This is a genomic window from Frateuria sp., from assembly GCF_035944355.1.
In the GTDB taxonomy this organism is placed as follows: domain Bacteria; phylum Pseudomonadota; class Gammaproteobacteria; order Xanthomonadales; family Rhodanobacteraceae; genus Frateuria_A.
Window position 1 is genome coordinate 1 of the sequence record NZ_DASZBH010000007.1, and the last position, 12,712, is coordinate 12,712.

General features: G+C 69.3%; 14 protein-coding genes and 3 tRNA genes. 3 read left to right on the forward strand and 14 right to left on the reverse strand.

Translation table 11 applies throughout. The features are described 5' to 3' along the window. The 4 genes from VGU03_RS03445 to VGU03_RS03460 all read right to left on the reverse strand — a co-directional run. A partial coding sequence (locus VGU03_RS03445; protein ID WP_327473253.1) for a GTP-binding protein occupies nt 1–156 on the reverse strand: 156 nt, incomplete at its 3' end. A gap of 80 nt (nt 157–236) precedes the next feature. Beyond that, a tRNA-Thr gene (locus VGU03_RS03450) sits at nt 237–312 on the reverse strand. Between the two features lie 81 nt (nt 313–393). Further along, nucleotides 394–467 (reverse strand) — tRNA-Gly (locus VGU03_RS03455). A gap of 28 nt (nt 468–495) precedes the next feature. Continuing rightward, nucleotides 496–581: transfer RNA gene (locus tag VGU03_RS03460), tRNA-Tyr, on the reverse strand. A gap of 165 nt (nt 582–746) precedes the next feature. Here VGU03_RS03460 and trxC point away from each other — a divergent pair. Beyond that, nucleotides 747–1,184, forward strand: a complete 438-nt coding sequence (gene trxC / locus VGU03_RS03465; RefSeq protein WP_327479036.1) for a thioredoxin TrxC — start codon at nt 747–749, stop codon at nt 1,182–1,184. Here trxC and VGU03_RS03470 read toward each other — a convergent pair. The 3 genes from VGU03_RS03470 to VGU03_RS03480 all read right to left on the reverse strand — a co-directional run bounded on the left by VGU03_RS03470 (nt 1,181) and on the right by VGU03_RS03480 (nt 4,164). After that, nucleotides 1,181–1,534: an antibiotic biosynthesis monooxygenase gene (locus tag VGU03_RS03470; protein WP_327478677.1), complete on the reverse strand. Its 354-nt coding sequence runs from the start codon at nt 1,532–1,534 to the stop codon at nt 1,181–1,183. The genes trxC and VGU03_RS03470 overlap by 4 nt on opposite strands. Continuing rightward, nucleotides 1,531–2,526, reverse strand: coding sequence for an alpha/beta fold hydrolase (locus VGU03_RS03475; RefSeq protein ID WP_327478679.1), 996 nt, complete (start codon nt 2,524–2,526; stop codon nt 1,531–1,533). The genes VGU03_RS03470 and VGU03_RS03475 overlap by 4 nt, the downstream gene beginning before the upstream one ends. A gap of 81 nt (nt 2,527–2,607) precedes the next feature. Beyond that, nucleotides 2,608–4,164, reverse strand: coding sequence for a protein adenylyltransferase SelO (locus tag VGU03_RS03480; RefSeq protein WP_327478681.1), 1,557 nt, complete (start codon nt 4,162–4,164; stop codon nt 2,608–2,610). A gap of 92 nt (nt 4,165–4,256) precedes the next feature. Here VGU03_RS03480 and VGU03_RS03485 point away from each other — a divergent pair, with 92 nt between their 5' ends. After that, on the forward strand, nt 4,257–4,595 hold the full coding sequence (locus VGU03_RS03485) for a YkgJ family cysteine cluster protein (RefSeq protein WP_327478683.1): 339 nt from the start codon (nt 4,257–4,259) through the stop codon (nt 4,593–4,595). A 10-nt stretch (nt 4,596–4,605) separates the two neighbouring features. Here the strand turns inward: VGU03_RS03485 and VGU03_RS03490 are convergent, their stop codons facing one another. The 4 genes from VGU03_RS03490 to egtB all read right to left on the reverse strand — a co-directional run bounded on the left by VGU03_RS03490 (nt 4,606) and on the right by egtB (nt 8,737). Then, nucleotides 4,606–5,313, reverse strand: coding sequence for a 16S rRNA pseudouridine(516) synthase (locus VGU03_RS03490; protein WP_327478685.1), 708 nt, complete (start codon nt 5,311–5,313; stop codon nt 4,606–4,608). After that, nucleotides 5,310–6,365 carry a class I SAM-dependent methyltransferase gene (locus tag VGU03_RS03495; protein ID WP_327478686.1) on the reverse strand — a complete coding sequence of 352 codons (1,056 nt, stop codon included), beginning with the start codon at nt 6,363–6,365 and terminating at the stop codon, nt 5,310–5,312. Before VGU03_RS03495 ends, VGU03_RS03490 begins: the two co-directional genes overlap by 4 nt. Before the next feature lie 112 nt (nt 6,366–6,477). Further along, entirely contained in the window at nt 6,478–7,464 is a 987-nt protein-coding gene (gene egtD, locus VGU03_RS03500) for an L-histidine N(alpha)-methyltransferase (RefSeq protein ID WP_327478688.1), read from the reverse strand. 22 nt (nt 7,465–7,486) lie between these two features. Then, nucleotides 7,487–8,737, reverse strand: coding sequence for an ergothioneine biosynthesis protein EgtB (gene egtB, locus VGU03_RS03505; RefSeq protein ID WP_327478690.1), 1,251 nt, complete (start codon nt 8,735–8,737; stop codon nt 7,487–7,489). Nucleotides 8,738–8,936: 199 nt separating this feature from the next. Between egtB and VGU03_RS03510 the strand changes: the two genes are divergently transcribed. After that, nucleotides 8,937–9,371, forward strand: a complete 435-nt coding sequence (locus tag VGU03_RS03510) for a DUF6491 family protein (RefSeq protein WP_327478692.1) — start codon at nt 8,937–8,939, stop codon at nt 9,369–9,371. 60 nt (nt 9,372–9,431) lie between these two features. Here VGU03_RS03510 and VGU03_RS03515 read toward each other — a convergent pair whose 3' ends face one another. The 3 genes from VGU03_RS03515 to VGU03_RS03525 all read right to left on the reverse strand — a co-directional run bounded on the left by VGU03_RS03515 (nt 9,432) and on the right by VGU03_RS03525 (nt 12,677). Beyond that, nucleotides 9,432–9,860, reverse strand: coding sequence for a hypothetical protein (locus tag VGU03_RS03515; RefSeq protein ID WP_327478694.1), 429 nt, complete (start codon nt 9,858–9,860; stop codon nt 9,432–9,434). A gap of 115 nt (nt 9,861–9,975) precedes the next feature. Next, on the reverse strand, nt 9,976–12,162 hold the full coding sequence (gene rlmKL / locus VGU03_RS03520; RefSeq protein ID WP_327478696.1) for a bifunctional 23S rRNA (guanine(2069)-N(7))-methyltransferase RlmK/23S rRNA (guanine(2445)-N(2))-methyltransferase RlmL: 2,187 nt from the start codon (nt 12,160–12,162) through the stop codon (nt 9,976–9,978). Beyond that, nucleotides 12,159–12,677, reverse strand: a complete 519-nt coding sequence (locus tag VGU03_RS03525; RefSeq protein ID WP_327478698.1) for an alpha/beta hydrolase — start codon at nt 12,675–12,677, stop codon at nt 12,159–12,161. Before VGU03_RS03525 ends, rlmKL begins: the two co-directional genes overlap by 4 nt. Nucleotides 12,678–12,712: the final 35 nt, after the last annotated feature.

Here is a 12,712-nt window from a genome sequence, read left to right on the forward strand (position 1 = left end):
CGCGTCGATCGCGTCGTAGGCCTTGAACTCGCCACCGAAGCGCTCGGCGCCCACCTTGGTCAGCGCCGCCGTCAGCGTCGTCTTGCCGTGGTCCACGTGGCCGATCGTGCCGACGTTCACGTGCGGCTTGGTGCGTTCGAATTTACCCTTTGCCATGCGCGCTAAACCCCGATGGAGTCAATGAAAAAAAGAAAACCTGCCGTAGGCCCGGAGCGACCGGCGGCAGCCGCGTGAGATGGTGCTCATGACAGGAATCGAACCTGTGACCTCTTCCTTACCAAGGAAGTGCTCTACCGACTGAGCTACATGAGCGAAGTACTTTCAGCCATCCTTCCTTAGGTGGCGAATGGCCCGGCATCCGGCCGAACCCTAAAAACCCTGCGACGAGATCAATGGAGCGGGAGACGGGAATCGAACCCGCACCATCAGCTTGGAAGGCTGAGGTTCTACCATTGAACTACTCCCGCATGATGCACGCCTGCGCGGAACTCGTCATGGTGGAGGGAGGTGGATTCGAACCACCGAAGGCGTAAGCCAGCAGATTTACAGTCTGCCCCCGTTGGCCGCTTGGGTATCCCTCCAACAAAGAACGGCTATTTTCGCGAGCGCCCTGGGATGTGTCAACAGTTTGCGATGGGAAACGTGGATTCATCGGTTGCGCCGCAGGGGCGGGCATGCGCCGTCGTGGCCGCTTGCGCGGGGCCATGCCGGCCGCCATATGCCTGACAGGCCGATGGGAGCATGCCATGCCCGCACCACTCTCCGTTCCCTGTCCCCATTGCTGCGCACTCAATCGCGTCCCTGCCGAAAGACTGGCCGATCGCCCCGTGTGCGGCCGCTGCAAGCAGGGGCTGTTCGAAGGCCGGCCGGTCGAGCTTACTGCGGCCAACTTCGATGCCACTGCCGGGCGCGGCGATCTGCCGGTGCTGATCGACTTCTGGGCGACCTGGTGCGGCCCGTGCCGAGGTTTCGCTCCGGTCTTCGCCGAAGCGGCGCGGCACTTCGAACCCCGTTTGCGCCTGGGCAAGGTGGATACGGACGCCCAACCACAGCTTTCGCAGCGCTTCGCCATCCGCAGCATTCCGACCCTGGTCTTGCTCAAAGACGGACGCGAGATCGCGCGCCAGTCCGGCGCGCTCGGCGCCGCACAACTGCGGCAGTTCATCGAAGGCGCATTGCGCTAGGCGCCCGCGTCGTAGGTCTGGCGGCTGTCCGCCGGCGCCTGCGCGCGATCATGCATGCCGTAGTCGCGCAACACGGTCGCCACGCGCAACCGGTAATCGATGAACACCGCCGCCCGGCCATCGCGTTGCGCCGCACGGTGCGCTTCGAGCCGGCGCCAGTGGGCGACCGCAGCCTCGTCGCGCCAGAACGACAGCGACAGCAGCTTGTCCGGATCGGCAAGGCTGCGGAAACGCTCGATGGAAACGAAGCCGTCCACCTGCTCGAGCAGCGGTCGCAGCTGCGCGGCCAGATCGAGATAGCGCCCGGCCTGGCCTTCGCGCAGCGCGACTTCGAAGATGACGGCGATCATCGTTGCGCCTCTGCGGCATGGAGGTCGGCGGCATGGAGGAATGCATCCACGCTCTCGTACAGCGACCGCCGCGCACGCTCCAGGTGCATCACGTGCGTGCCGTCGTCGATGCATAGCCGCCAACGCAAGGGACTGGCGCTGAACCGCTCCAGGAACGCCGCCGCCGCCGCATCGCCACCGACCACCGTGTCATAGTCGCCGTAGACCACGAACACCGGCACGCGGACGCCGCTTGCCACATAAGGATAGCGGCCCGCCTCGGCGTCGCCGATGTCCGCCAGCGGACCGGATGGTATGCGCAGCTGCCCGGGCCGATCACCCGCCACACGGGGCACCGACGCCTGGAAGCGCCCAGCCCATACGGCGTCGACGGCGGGCTCGAGCAACACCTTCCCTGGCGGCAGCACCTGCGCGTAGCGCAATTGCTGGTAGCGCTCCTGTGCGCTGATGCCCCACCACGCGTTGCGCACCGGCTCGAACTTCGGATGAGCGGCCGGGGTGACCGGCCCGAACAGCGTGAGCGAGGCCAGCGCGCGCGGGTGCGCCGCCGCGAAGGCAGCCGCCGGAAGGGTGCCCCACGAATGGGCGACCAGATGCACCGCCCCGATGCCTGGCGCTGCGCGCAGGCGCTCGACCGCCAGCGCGATCTGCGCGGCCGCGTCCGGCGCGCGCGTCACCGGCATGCCTGCCCCGCCGCCCGTCATCGATGGCGGACGGCTGGAGGCGCCAAAGCCGATGAAATCCAGACCGCAGGCCAGGTAGCCGCGGCGCGCCGCGAACGCCATCCAGGAATCACCTGGTGCGAATTCGAAACCGGCGGCGAGCAGGGTGGGAAAGCTCGCACCATGCACGAACAGCACGCTCCGACCATTGGCATGCACGGGCGCGATGCAGTGCAGCGCTACGCGCTGCCCCGGCGCAGCCGGCAATGGAAGGTAGCTGGTGTGCACGGGCGCGGCCGAGAGCAAGGCGGCAGGCAGGCTGGCGAGCATGGTGGAGATCCGGGCGAGTGGGCCTCCATGCTGGAAGCATTCCCGCCGGGTTGTTTCGTCAGCGGACGAAACGTCGCCGCCCTAGGAACTGCAGGAAAGCATCGAGCAGCCGGCACGCTGCTTTGCCCAGTCCGGGCGCTTGTGAGCAAAGCGTTCGCGGCCTGGCTGTTCGTCGTACGGGCGGCGCATCACGTCCAGCAACTCGTGCACCATGGCGTAATCACCCTGCTCTGCCAGATCGATCGCTTCCTGCGCGAGGTAGTTGCGAAGGACGTACTTCGGGTTGGCCAGCCGCATGCGGCGGCGGCGCTGGTCGGCGGGCAAAGGGTCTTCGCGCAGCCGCGCGGCATAGCGTTCGAGCCAGCCATGCAGGGCCGGCTCGGTGGCCTGCCGGCGCTGCGGGTCATAGCAGGCATCGGCAAGCAACTGCGGCGAAGGCGCAGCCGGCTCGAAGTCGACGAGCGCGCGCCAGGCCAGCGTCATGTCCGCGCCGGCTTCGCGCATCCAGGCGTGCAGACCATCGCGCAAGGCCAGGTCCTCGTCGCGAGCCTGCTCCAGGCCAAGCTTCGCGGCCACGTTGGCGCGATCGGCGGCCTCCCACGCGGCGACGTAGCGGTCCAGCCCCGCCTGCAGCGGTTCCGTATCGGCAAACAACGGGGAGAGAGCACTGGCCAGCCGGGTGAGGTTCCACCACGCCACGTTCGGTTGCTGGCCGAAGCGGTAGCGGCGGCGGCTGGCGTCGGTGGTGTTGGGCGTCCAGTCCGGATCGTAGTCATCGATCCATCCGTACGGACCGTAGTCGATCGTCAGCCCGAGGATGGACATGTTGTCGGTGTTCATCACGCCGTGCACGAAGCCCACCCGCATCCACTGCGCGACCATCCGTGCGGTGCGTTCGCAGACCTCGCCGAACCAGTCGGCGTAGAGCGCCTCGCCCTGCCCGCGCAATTGCGGGAAATCGCGGCGGATGGTGAAGTCGGCCAGCTGGCGCAGCAGCGCCACCTCGTTGCGCGCATAGGGCAATTCGAAGTTGCCGAAACGGATGAACGAGGGCGCGACGCGGCAGACGATCGCGCCGGCTTCCGCACGGGGATGGCCGTCGTAGAACATGTCCCGCACCACCGTCTCGCCGGTTTCCAGCAGGCACAACGCGCGCGTGGTCGGAATGCCCAGGTGGTGCATCGCCTCGCTGCAGAGGAACTCGCGGATCGACGAGCGCAGCACCGCACGCCCGTCCGCCCCGCGCGAATACGGGGTGGGGCCGGCGCCCTTCAGTTGCAATTCCCAGCGCTGCCCACGCGCATCGAGCACCTCGCCCAGCGAGATCGCACGGCCGTCGCCCAACTGCCCGGCCCACACACCGAACTGGTGGCCGCCGTAATTGCTCGCCCACGGCCGCATGCCTTCCAGCAAGGCGTTGCCGCCGAAGACCTGGGCGAAGCGCTCGCTGCGCACATCGTCGTCGGTCAGGCCGAGCGCAGCGACCATTTCGGCCGACCAGGCCACCACGCGCGGCATGGCCACCGGCGCCGGCTCGACGCCTGACCAGCAGGCAGCTTCCACCTGACGCAGGCGCGAGCCGCTCTCAGCGTCGCCGGGAAGCTCGCGCACGAAGGCATTGTCGAACTCGAAACGCATGCCCGCATGATCGCATGCGCGGCCGACGGGCGACCGCCGGGACGAACACGATTCCTTTGCACACCCTGCAGCCGCAAGCCGCATACTGGCGCGTGAACGACGACTTCGAAAACGACAGATACGCCACCGGCATCGATCCGACCGTGCAGTGCACCGCGTGCGACGCGGTCTGCTGCCGGCTCACCGTGGTGCTGATGCCCGAGGACCACGTGCCCGACTGGCTGGTCGTGCACGACGACCACGGGCTTGCCACCCTGGCCAAGGGCGAGGACGGCTGGTGCGCCGCGATCGACCCGAATACCTCCCGCTGCACGATCTACGAAGATCGCCCGGCCATCTGCCGCAAGTACGCGATGGGCAGCCCGGGCTGTCGCGACGAGCGCCGCAAGTGGTACGGGAAACGCATCCCCACGCCGGCGAAGTTGCTCTAGGCGTACGGCGTCAGCAAGCCGGTTCGAAGACCTGCGCCACCGCCGCCGCGTCGAGCACCCGCCACTCGCCGGGCGCCAGATCGCCGAGCGTCAGCTGGCCGATCGCCACACGCTCGAGCGCTTCGACGTGGTTGCCGGTCGCCGCGAACATGCGGCGTACCTGGTGGTAGCGCCCTTCGGTGACGGTCAGGCGCGCCCGCCGGGGCGAAATCGCCTCCAGCCGCGCGGGCGCCAGCGGCGTGGTTTCCGATTCCAGCATCAGCGTGCCGCTGGCGAACAGCGCCGCCTCGTCTCCGCCGAGGTCGCGCGCCAGCGTCGCCTCGTACACCTTCGACACGCTGGCTTTCGGCGAGATGATCCGGTGCAGCAGGGCGCCGTCGTCGGTGATCAGCAGCAGCCCGGAGGTGTCGCGGTCGAGCCGCCCGACGGTGGACAGCGCAGGCTCGCGACGGCGCCACCGTGGAGGCAGGAGGTCGTAGACCAGCCGGCCGGCGTCCTTGCGCGAGCAGGTGACGCCGAGCGGCTTGTGCATCATGAGGACCAGGCCGCTGGCCGGATCGAGCGGCTCACCGTCGATGCGCACCTGGGCGTGCTCGATCCTGTCGTCGGCGTAGAGCCGCTCGCCCGCCGCGTCGGTGACGCGGCCTTCGCCGAACAGCTGCAGGACGTCCCGACGACTGCCGTAGCCCAGATTCGCGATCATGCGCAAAAGCTTCATGCGAGCACCGCCTCGATCACCTTGAAGCCATCCTGCGTGGCCACCGTGCGCACCTGCGCGAAACACGAAGCGAGCGTCGCCTCGTAGGGAAGATGCCGGTTGGCGACCATCCACAGCCGCCCGCCGGGATGCAACGCGGCGGCGGCGACCGTGATGAACCTACGTCCGAGCTCGGGCAGGTCCGCGCGGCCCTGGTGAAATGGCGGGTTGCTCACGATGGCGTCGTAGCGATACGGCAGGCCGCGGGTGACGTCGTGCCACAGCACGCGCACGTCCACCTGGCGCCCGCTGGCGGTGACGGCTTCGTCCAGGTTGGCCTGTGCCGGCCCGAGTGCGCGCGCCTGGGCCTCGTAGAGATCGACGGAAACGATGGCCTGGCAGCGCGCTACGGCCTGCGCTGAGAGGTAGCCGTAACCGGCACCCAGATCGGCGAGCCGGCCACGCAGGTCACCGGGCAGGTGTGCCGCCAGCAGCGCCGAGGCCGGATCGATGCGGTCCCAGGCGAACAGGCCCGGCCGGCTGAGATAGCCGTCAGCGATCCGGCGCGGCTCGTCCCAGGCAATCCATTGGTCCAGCAATTCGCGATCGAGCGGGTCGCCGGCCATCGCCCAGAACACGCGGCATTTGTGCTTGGAAAGGCTCCGCACAGGACCGAACAGCCGCGCGAAATCGGCCTGCGCCGACTTCGCCCCTTCGGCGTTGGGCACGGCGGCCAGTACGCAGCCGCCCGGCGATGCGTGACACGCCGCGCGCGCGAACACCGCCCTCGCCTCCTCCCGCTGGCGTGGCGGCAACACCAACACCCGATCGTAGCGCTCGCCGCTGACCGCTTCGCCCACCGTCAATCCCGCGCGCTCCAGGTCATCGGCGAAGGGCTTGAAACCCTGCTCGCACAGCCAGTCCGGACCGGCCCATTCGCGCAGCCAACGGCCGCCGCGCGCGCGCAGGAACAGCACGCGGGCGTCGGCAGGCAGCGCCAGCTCACCCTGGGCGAAGGGCAGGAACAGCGCGTCGAGTTGGCCCTCGGGCGCGGCGGCGACGGGTGATGCCATCGGAACTCGAAGGGCGGTTGAGGGAGCGCGATTCTACGGCCTCCTGCCGGACCGGACCGCCCCAACGCGCTGCCGGCGACCACGGGGACGCCGAAGATTCCTCTTCGTCGGCTCAGCGCGCCACCGACCCGGCACGCGCCAGGTACTGCACGCTGAACATGCGCTCCGGATCGACCCAGACGCGCAGCACCTCGAGGCCGGCCTTGGCCGCGAGCGAGGCGAAGTCCTCCGGCGAGTACTTGCAGCTGATTTCCACGCGGACCGCTTCGCCTTCGCCGAAGGCGACCTGCGCGCGGCCCAGCCGGACCTTCTGCTCGCGCTGGCTGACCAGGCTGGTCTCGATGCGCCCGGCCAGCGCGTTGTAGTGCGCCCGATGGCGAAAAGCGGCCAGGTGGAAATCGCTGCCGAGCTCGCGGTTGAGCCGGGCCAGCAAATTGAGCGTGAACGCGGCGGTCACCCCCGCCGCATCGTTGTAGGCGGCTTCGATCGCGGCGACGTCCTTTTTCAGGTCCACCCCGATGAGGATGCCCCCGTTCTCGCCCATCTCGCCGCGCATCTTGCGCAGCAGCGTGACCGCCTCGCGCGGGGTGAAGTTGCCGATGGTCGAACCGGGAAAGTAGATCACCGTGCGCCGTGGCGCACGTGGCGGGATCGGCAGGCGCAGCGGACGGGTGAAGTCGGCACACAACGGCTGCACCGGCAGCTGCGGAAAGGACTCGCCCATCCGCCGCACGCTCTGTTGCAGCGGCTCGGGGGAAATCTCCACCGGCACGTAGCTGACCGGCGATGCCATGTGCCCGAGCAGCAGGCGCGTCTTGGTCGCGCTGCCGCTGCCGTACTCGACCAGGCGCACGTCCACGCCCAGCCGGTCGGCGATACTGGCCGCGTGCACCTGCAGCAGGGCGATCTCGCATCGGGTCAGGTAGTACTCGGGCTGTTCGCAGATCTGCTCGAATAGCGCCGAACCCTGCGCATCGTAGAAGAGCCACGAGGGCAGGCGCTTGGGTTGCGCGCGCAGCCCGCGCTGGACGATCTCCAGCAGGCCGCTGGCCGGTGGCGTGCGTCCGTCGTCTTGCAGGTCCAGGGCACGGATGTTCATGCGGCGAGGCTCCTTAAGAGGTCTATCGGTCACGTGCGAGGCGCAGCCCGGCGAACTGCCAGCGCGCCTGCGGGGGGAAGAAGTTGCGGTAGCTGGCGCGTACGTGGTCACGGGGCGTGGCGCAGGAGCCGCCCCGCAGCACCCATTGCCCGGACATGAACTTGCCGTTGTACTCGCCGAGCGAACCGGGCAAGGGCCGGAAACCCGGGTAGGAGACGTACGGCGAGGCCGTCCATTCCCACGTGTCGCCGTACAGCTGCAGCAGGCCCGCGCCGGAGGCCGCCTGCGGCGGTCGCGGCGCTTCGTCGAGCAGGTTGCCCTCCACCGGCAGTGCGGCGGCGGCGACCTCCCACTCCGCCTCGGTGGGCAGCCGGGCATCGGCCCAGCGGGCGAAGGCATCGGCCTCGTAGTAGCTCAGGTGGCAGACGGGCGCAGCCGGGTCGAGCGCCTGCACGCCGGCCAGGCCGAAGGCGCTGGCCAGGTCCGGCTGCCAGTAGAGCGGCCGCTGCCAACCCTCGCGCTGCACCGTGGCCCAGCCGTCAGACAGCCACAGCGTCGGCTCGCGATAGCCGCCGTCGTGGACGAACGCGGCGAACTCCTCGTTGGTGACGAGGCGGTTGGCCAGCATGTGCGGTGCCAGCAGCACGCGGTGGCGCGGCGTCTCGTTGTCGAATGCGAAGCGCTCGCCGGCGCTGCCGATCTCGAACACGCCCTCGCGACCGGGCAGGAATTCCAGCGGCGCCGGGCCGGAACCTGCACCCGCTTGCGACGCCCGACTCCGGTACGCCGGCGACAGCGGGTTGCACCAGAACGCGTGCTGGATGTCGGTCAGCAGCAACTCCTGGTGCTGCTGTTCGTGTTGCAGCCCCAGTTCCACCAGCGGCGCCAGCGCCTCGTCCCGATCCCGCAGCAACCGCTCGCTCACTGCCTCGTCGACGTGGCGGCGATAGGCCAGCACATCGGCAAGCGCCGGCCGCGAGAGCAGCCCGCGCTGCGGCCGCGCATGCATCGGACCCACGCTCTGGTAGTAGGAGTTGAACAGGAAATGCCAGGCCGGATCGCGCGGCCGATAGCGCAGGTCGCAGCCGAGCACGAACTGCTCGAAGAACCAGGTGGTGTGCGCCAGATGCCATTTGGCCGGACTGGCATCGGGCATCGACTGAACCATCATGTCCTCGGCGGACAGGCCCTCGCACAACTGCAGGGTCCGCTCGCGCACACGCCGGTAGCGTCCCGCCAGCACATCGCCGGCGGGCCTGTGCAGCGCCGTCATGGCCCGCACCCCGGGTGCTCGGGCGTGGTGCTGTACCTGAGAACGGATCGAACCGTTGGCATGCTCCAAGCATGGCGCAGCCATCGTTCAATACTCGTGATCCGCCCATGGCAGATCGCTGACAGTGGCGGCGGCGGCGCAGGCGCGCGATGCTGAGCGATGCAGTCCCCCGTACCTCCGTCCCCAGTGAGGTGATGCCATGAAACGCCTGCCTTCCCTGCTGCTGTTGGCCGCTGCAAGCTGCACCACCGCGTTTGCCGGCAATGCGCCCCCCGCGCACAAGCCGTTGCCTTATGCGCAGTGCATCCAGATCGACAAGATCGCCGAGTGGCACATCGTCGACGCCCGCACCGCGTTGGTGCGCACCGGGCCTTATCGCTACCTGGTGCACCTGCAGGCCGATTGCCCCCGATTGGGTGTGGGCCTGCCCGGCTTCAGGCTTCGCGCCAGCGAAGCGAACAAGGCCGTCGGCGGGGGCCGCATCTGCGGCGAGGTGGGCGAGACGGCGAGCGCCCGCGACCAGCCGCCGTGCGCGATCGCTTCGGTCTCCCTGGTGGACCAGGCCAAGTTCGATCAGTTGCGCGAGCACGCCCTGCACCACGGCATTGGTGCCGAACCGCCGCCTGCGAAATGATTCCGCCAAACGAGAAGGGCCCGGCGATGCCGGGCCCTTCTCATGGCGAACGCAAAAGACTCAATCGTCGTCGTCGCCGACGTAGCGGGTCGGCGGAGCCTCGTAGACGGTGCGTGTTTCGATGACACGCCGGGTCACGACCGGCTCTTCGTAGATGACCTGCACCGGGCGCCGGTACACCGGCTGCTCGTAAACCACGGTACGTGGCGGCGGGTTCAGGGCATTGTCGACCAGCCCGATCACCGCACCGGTGACGATGGCGCCGGCGATCCAGCGCCCGCCGCTCCAGTGGCCGCCTTCACGGCGGTAACCGTCATGCCAGTCGCGGTCGTAGCGGTCGCCATGCCAGTCGCGATCGTAGTGACCGCCACCGCGCCAGTCGCGGTCGTGCCAGCCATGCGCCGAGGCAGCCGTAGGCAGCGCCGCAGCCGATGCCACCAGAAGCGCGGCCATCGCCAGAGCGGGTTTGCTTAGCCAACGCTTGGTCATGATTTTCGCCTCCATCCGGGCGACGGTGCCCGTGGCGACGATGCTCCGTCCGGTGGGCTTAATCGCCACTTAAGCGATACGGCCGTTTCCAAGCGAGCCTCAGCCGGCGCTTGGGCTACCGCTTGATGCGGGCGCTGTCCCATGGGTTGACGGCCGCATCCGGGCGGCGCGGGCGCAGCAACCAGCAGCCGTGGATGTCGGCGCGGCGGGCGAAGTCGAAAGGAATGCTGGCCGCGCTCCAGTCCTCGATGGCGAAGCGTTCTTCCAGCGCCGGGCGGTCGAGCTTGAACCGGCGGTAGTTGTTGGAGAACACGATCACCCCATCGTTCGCCAGGCGGCCGGCGCAGGCCAGCAGCAGCGCGGCATGGTCGCGCTGCACGTCGAAATCCTCGGCGCGCTTGGAATTGGAGAACGTCGGCGGGTCGACGTAGACGAGCCCATAGCGGCCGTGGTCGTTGCGCAGGAAGGCGGTCGCGTCGGCCTGCACCAGCCGGTGCGCCGCCCCGGTAAAGCCGTTGCGCGCGAGATTGCGCGAGGCCCACTCCAGATACGTGCCGGAGAGATCGACGCTGGTGGTGTCGCGCGCGCCACCGGCGGCGGCGTACACGCTGGCGGTGGCGGTATAGGCGAACAGGTTGAGGAAGCGTTGCCCCTTGGCCAGCTCGCGCAGCTTCGCGCGCACCAGGCGATGGTCGAGGAACAGCCCGGTATCGAGATAGTCGGTCAGGTTGACCAGGAAGGTCAGGCCGCCCTCCTCCACTTCGTGGAATTGCCCGCGCTGGTCGAAACGGCCGTACTTGGCGCCGCCCTTGCCGCGCTCGCGGGTCTTCAGCGCGATGCGCTCGCGCGGCACTCCGAGCACTTCACCGGCGACGCGCACGATCTCGCGCAGCCGCGTGCGCGCCACGTCGGCCGGCACCTCGGCCGGTGCGCGGTACTCCTGCACGTGCAACCAGGAGTCGCCGCCTGCGCTGCCATAGACGTCGATCGCCGCCGCATACTCGGGCAGGTCCTGGTCGTAGGCGCGCCAGCAAAAGACGCCTTCACGGACGAGCCGCTTGCGCTGGTGGCGCAGCGTCTTCTCCAGCCGGTTCCTGAGCATCTGTGCGCCGGCCGAAAGCGGCCTGGGCTCGCGGGCGACCGGTTCCCGCGGTGACAGGTCGAAGGTCAGCAGTACGGTTTCCAGCGCGCCGTTGTAGAGCACGTAGCGCTTGTCCGCATGCAGTCCGAGCGCGCGCCCCAGCTCCGCGTCGCCGGCGAGCACGGCACCGCGCCAGCCGGTGAAGCGCTCGCGCAACGCATCGCCCAGGGCGCGATAGAGCGCGGGCATCTGCGCACGCTCGCCCAACCGCTCGCCATAGGGCGGATTGGTGATGACCAGGCCCGCCGGGGAGCCCGGCGGCTGCGAGACATGTGCCACGTCGCGTTTTTCCAGGGTCATGAAGCCGGCGACGCCTGCTTCCTGCGCGTTGCGCTTGGCCACCTGCAGCATGCGCGAGTCGGCGTCGGAGCCGAAGAACGCCGCGCGCAGCCCGCGCAGCCCTGCCTCGGCGCGCTCGCGCGCCTCGTCCAGCAGGCCGCGCCACAGCGCGATGTCGTGCTGCCGCCAACCGAGGAAACCGAAGTACTCCCGGCGCAAGCCCGGCGCGACGTCCGCGGCCATCAGCGCGCCTTCGATCAGCAGCGTGCCGGAGCCGCACATGGGATCGAGCAGGGCACCGCCGGCGGCATGGATCTGTGGCCAGTGCGCACGCAGCAGCATTGCGGCAGCCAGGTTCTCCTTCAGCGGCGCCTCGCCCTGGGCCTCGCGCCAGCCACGCCGGTGCAGCGGCGTACCGGCCAGGTCCAGCGACAGGATCGCGCGGTCGCGCTTCAGGCGCAGGTTCAGGCGGACGTCCGGCTCTTCGGTATCCACGCCCGGACGGGCGCCCTCGCGCTGCCGGAACTGGTCGACCACCGCGTCCTTCACCCGCTGGGCGACGAACTGGCTGTGCGTGAGCTTGCTCAGCGCCGCATGCGCGTCGACCGCAAGGGTGCCGTGCGGGGCCAGGTGCTGTGACCAATCGATCGTCTGCACGCCGGCGTAGAGCGCCTCATCGTCGGCCGCATCGAACTCGGCCAGCGGTAGCAGCACACGGCTGGCCAGGCGCGACCACAGGCAGGCGCGGTAGGCGGTCTGCAGCGTGCCCGTGAAACGCACGCCGGCCAGCGCCTCGTGCGCTTCGGCCGCGCCCAGCGCGAGCAGTTCGTCGCGCAGCAGGTACTCCAGGCCCTTGGGGCAGGTGGCGAAGTACCCGTTCATGCCAGTGCGTCGAGGAACAGCGCGAACTGCCGTTCGATCGCCGCGAGGCTGCCGCCCAGGCGGTGGTCGTCGTCCAGGACCAGCAAGGGCAGCTGGCGGCGGCCGGCGAAGGCGTAGATATCGTCCAGCGGACAGACTTCGTCGCGCCAGCCATGGACCAGCAGCGTGGGCACGTCCTGGCGGGCGTCCAGCGCAACGTCGAACCCCGGAATCGCCTCGGGCGTGGCGAGCAGGAACAGGCCGGCGACCGGATGATCCAGCGAAGCCAGCGCGGATACGAATGCGCCCATGCTGGAGCCGACCAGCAACGGCGGCGTGCCGCAGGCGGCGATCGCGGCGTTGAGGCGCGCCAGCCGCGGCGCTACCGAACCGGCGTGGCCACGCGCGTCGTCCTCGCGGTAATCGGGCCGCTGCGTGCGCCAGCCGCGCCCCTCGGCCAGCGCCACCAGCGCGCTCACCTTGGTGGCTTCGGGGCTGGAGCCGGAGCCGTGCGAAAGAAGGATCGTGCCGTGCATCGCCCGGGTCTCGTGGCCGCCGTGGGACCGCGCAT

Excerpts from the sequence above, each read along its gene's own strand:
- VGU03_RS03480 (WP_327478681.1), bottom strand. The coding sequence starts at position 4,164 with ATGCGTTTCGAGTTCGACAATGCCTTCGTGCGCGAGCTTCCCGGCGAC.
- VGU03_RS03510 (WP_327478692.1), top strand. The coding sequence starts at position 8,937 with ATGAAACGCCTGCCTTCCCTGCTGCTGTTGGCCGCTGCAAGCTGCACC.
- VGU03_RS03475 (WP_327478679.1), bottom strand. The coding sequence starts at position 2,526 with ATGCTCGCCAGCCTGCCTGCCGCCTTGCTCTCGGCCGCGCCCGTGCAC.
- VGU03_RS03515 (WP_327478694.1), bottom strand. The coding sequence starts at position 9,860 with ATGACCAAGCGTTGGCTAAGCAAACCCGCTCTGGCGATGGCCGCGCTT.
- rlmKL (WP_327478696.1), bottom strand. The coding sequence starts at position 12,162 with ATGAACGGGTACTTCGCCACCTGCCCCAAGGGCCTGGAGTACCTGCTG.
- egtB (WP_327478690.1), bottom strand. The coding sequence starts at position 8,737 with ATGACGGCGCTGCACAGGCCCGCCGGCGATGTGCTGGCGGGACGCTAC.
- VGU03_RS03495 (WP_327478686.1), bottom strand. The coding sequence starts at position 6,365 with ATGGCATCACCCGTCGCCGCCGCGCCCGAGGGCCAACTCGACGCGCTG.
- VGU03_RS03525 (WP_327478698.1), bottom strand. The coding sequence starts at position 12,677 with ATGCACGGCACGATCCTTCTTTCGCACGGCTCCGGCTCCAGCCCCGAA.
- VGU03_RS03490 (WP_327478685.1), bottom strand. The coding sequence starts at position 5,313 with ATGAAGCTTTTGCGCATGATCGCGAATCTGGGCTACGGCAGTCGTCGG.
- trxC (WP_327479036.1), top strand. The coding sequence starts at position 747 with ATGCCCGCACCACTCTCCGTTCCCTGTCCCCATTGCTGCGCACTCAAT.
- egtD (WP_327478688.1), bottom strand. The coding sequence starts at position 7,464 with ATGAACATCCGTGCCCTGGACCTGCAAGACGACGGACGCACGCCACCG.
- VGU03_RS03470 (WP_327478677.1), bottom strand. The coding sequence starts at position 1,534 with ATGATCGCCGTCATCTTCGAAGTCGCGCTGCGCGAAGGCCAGGCCGGG.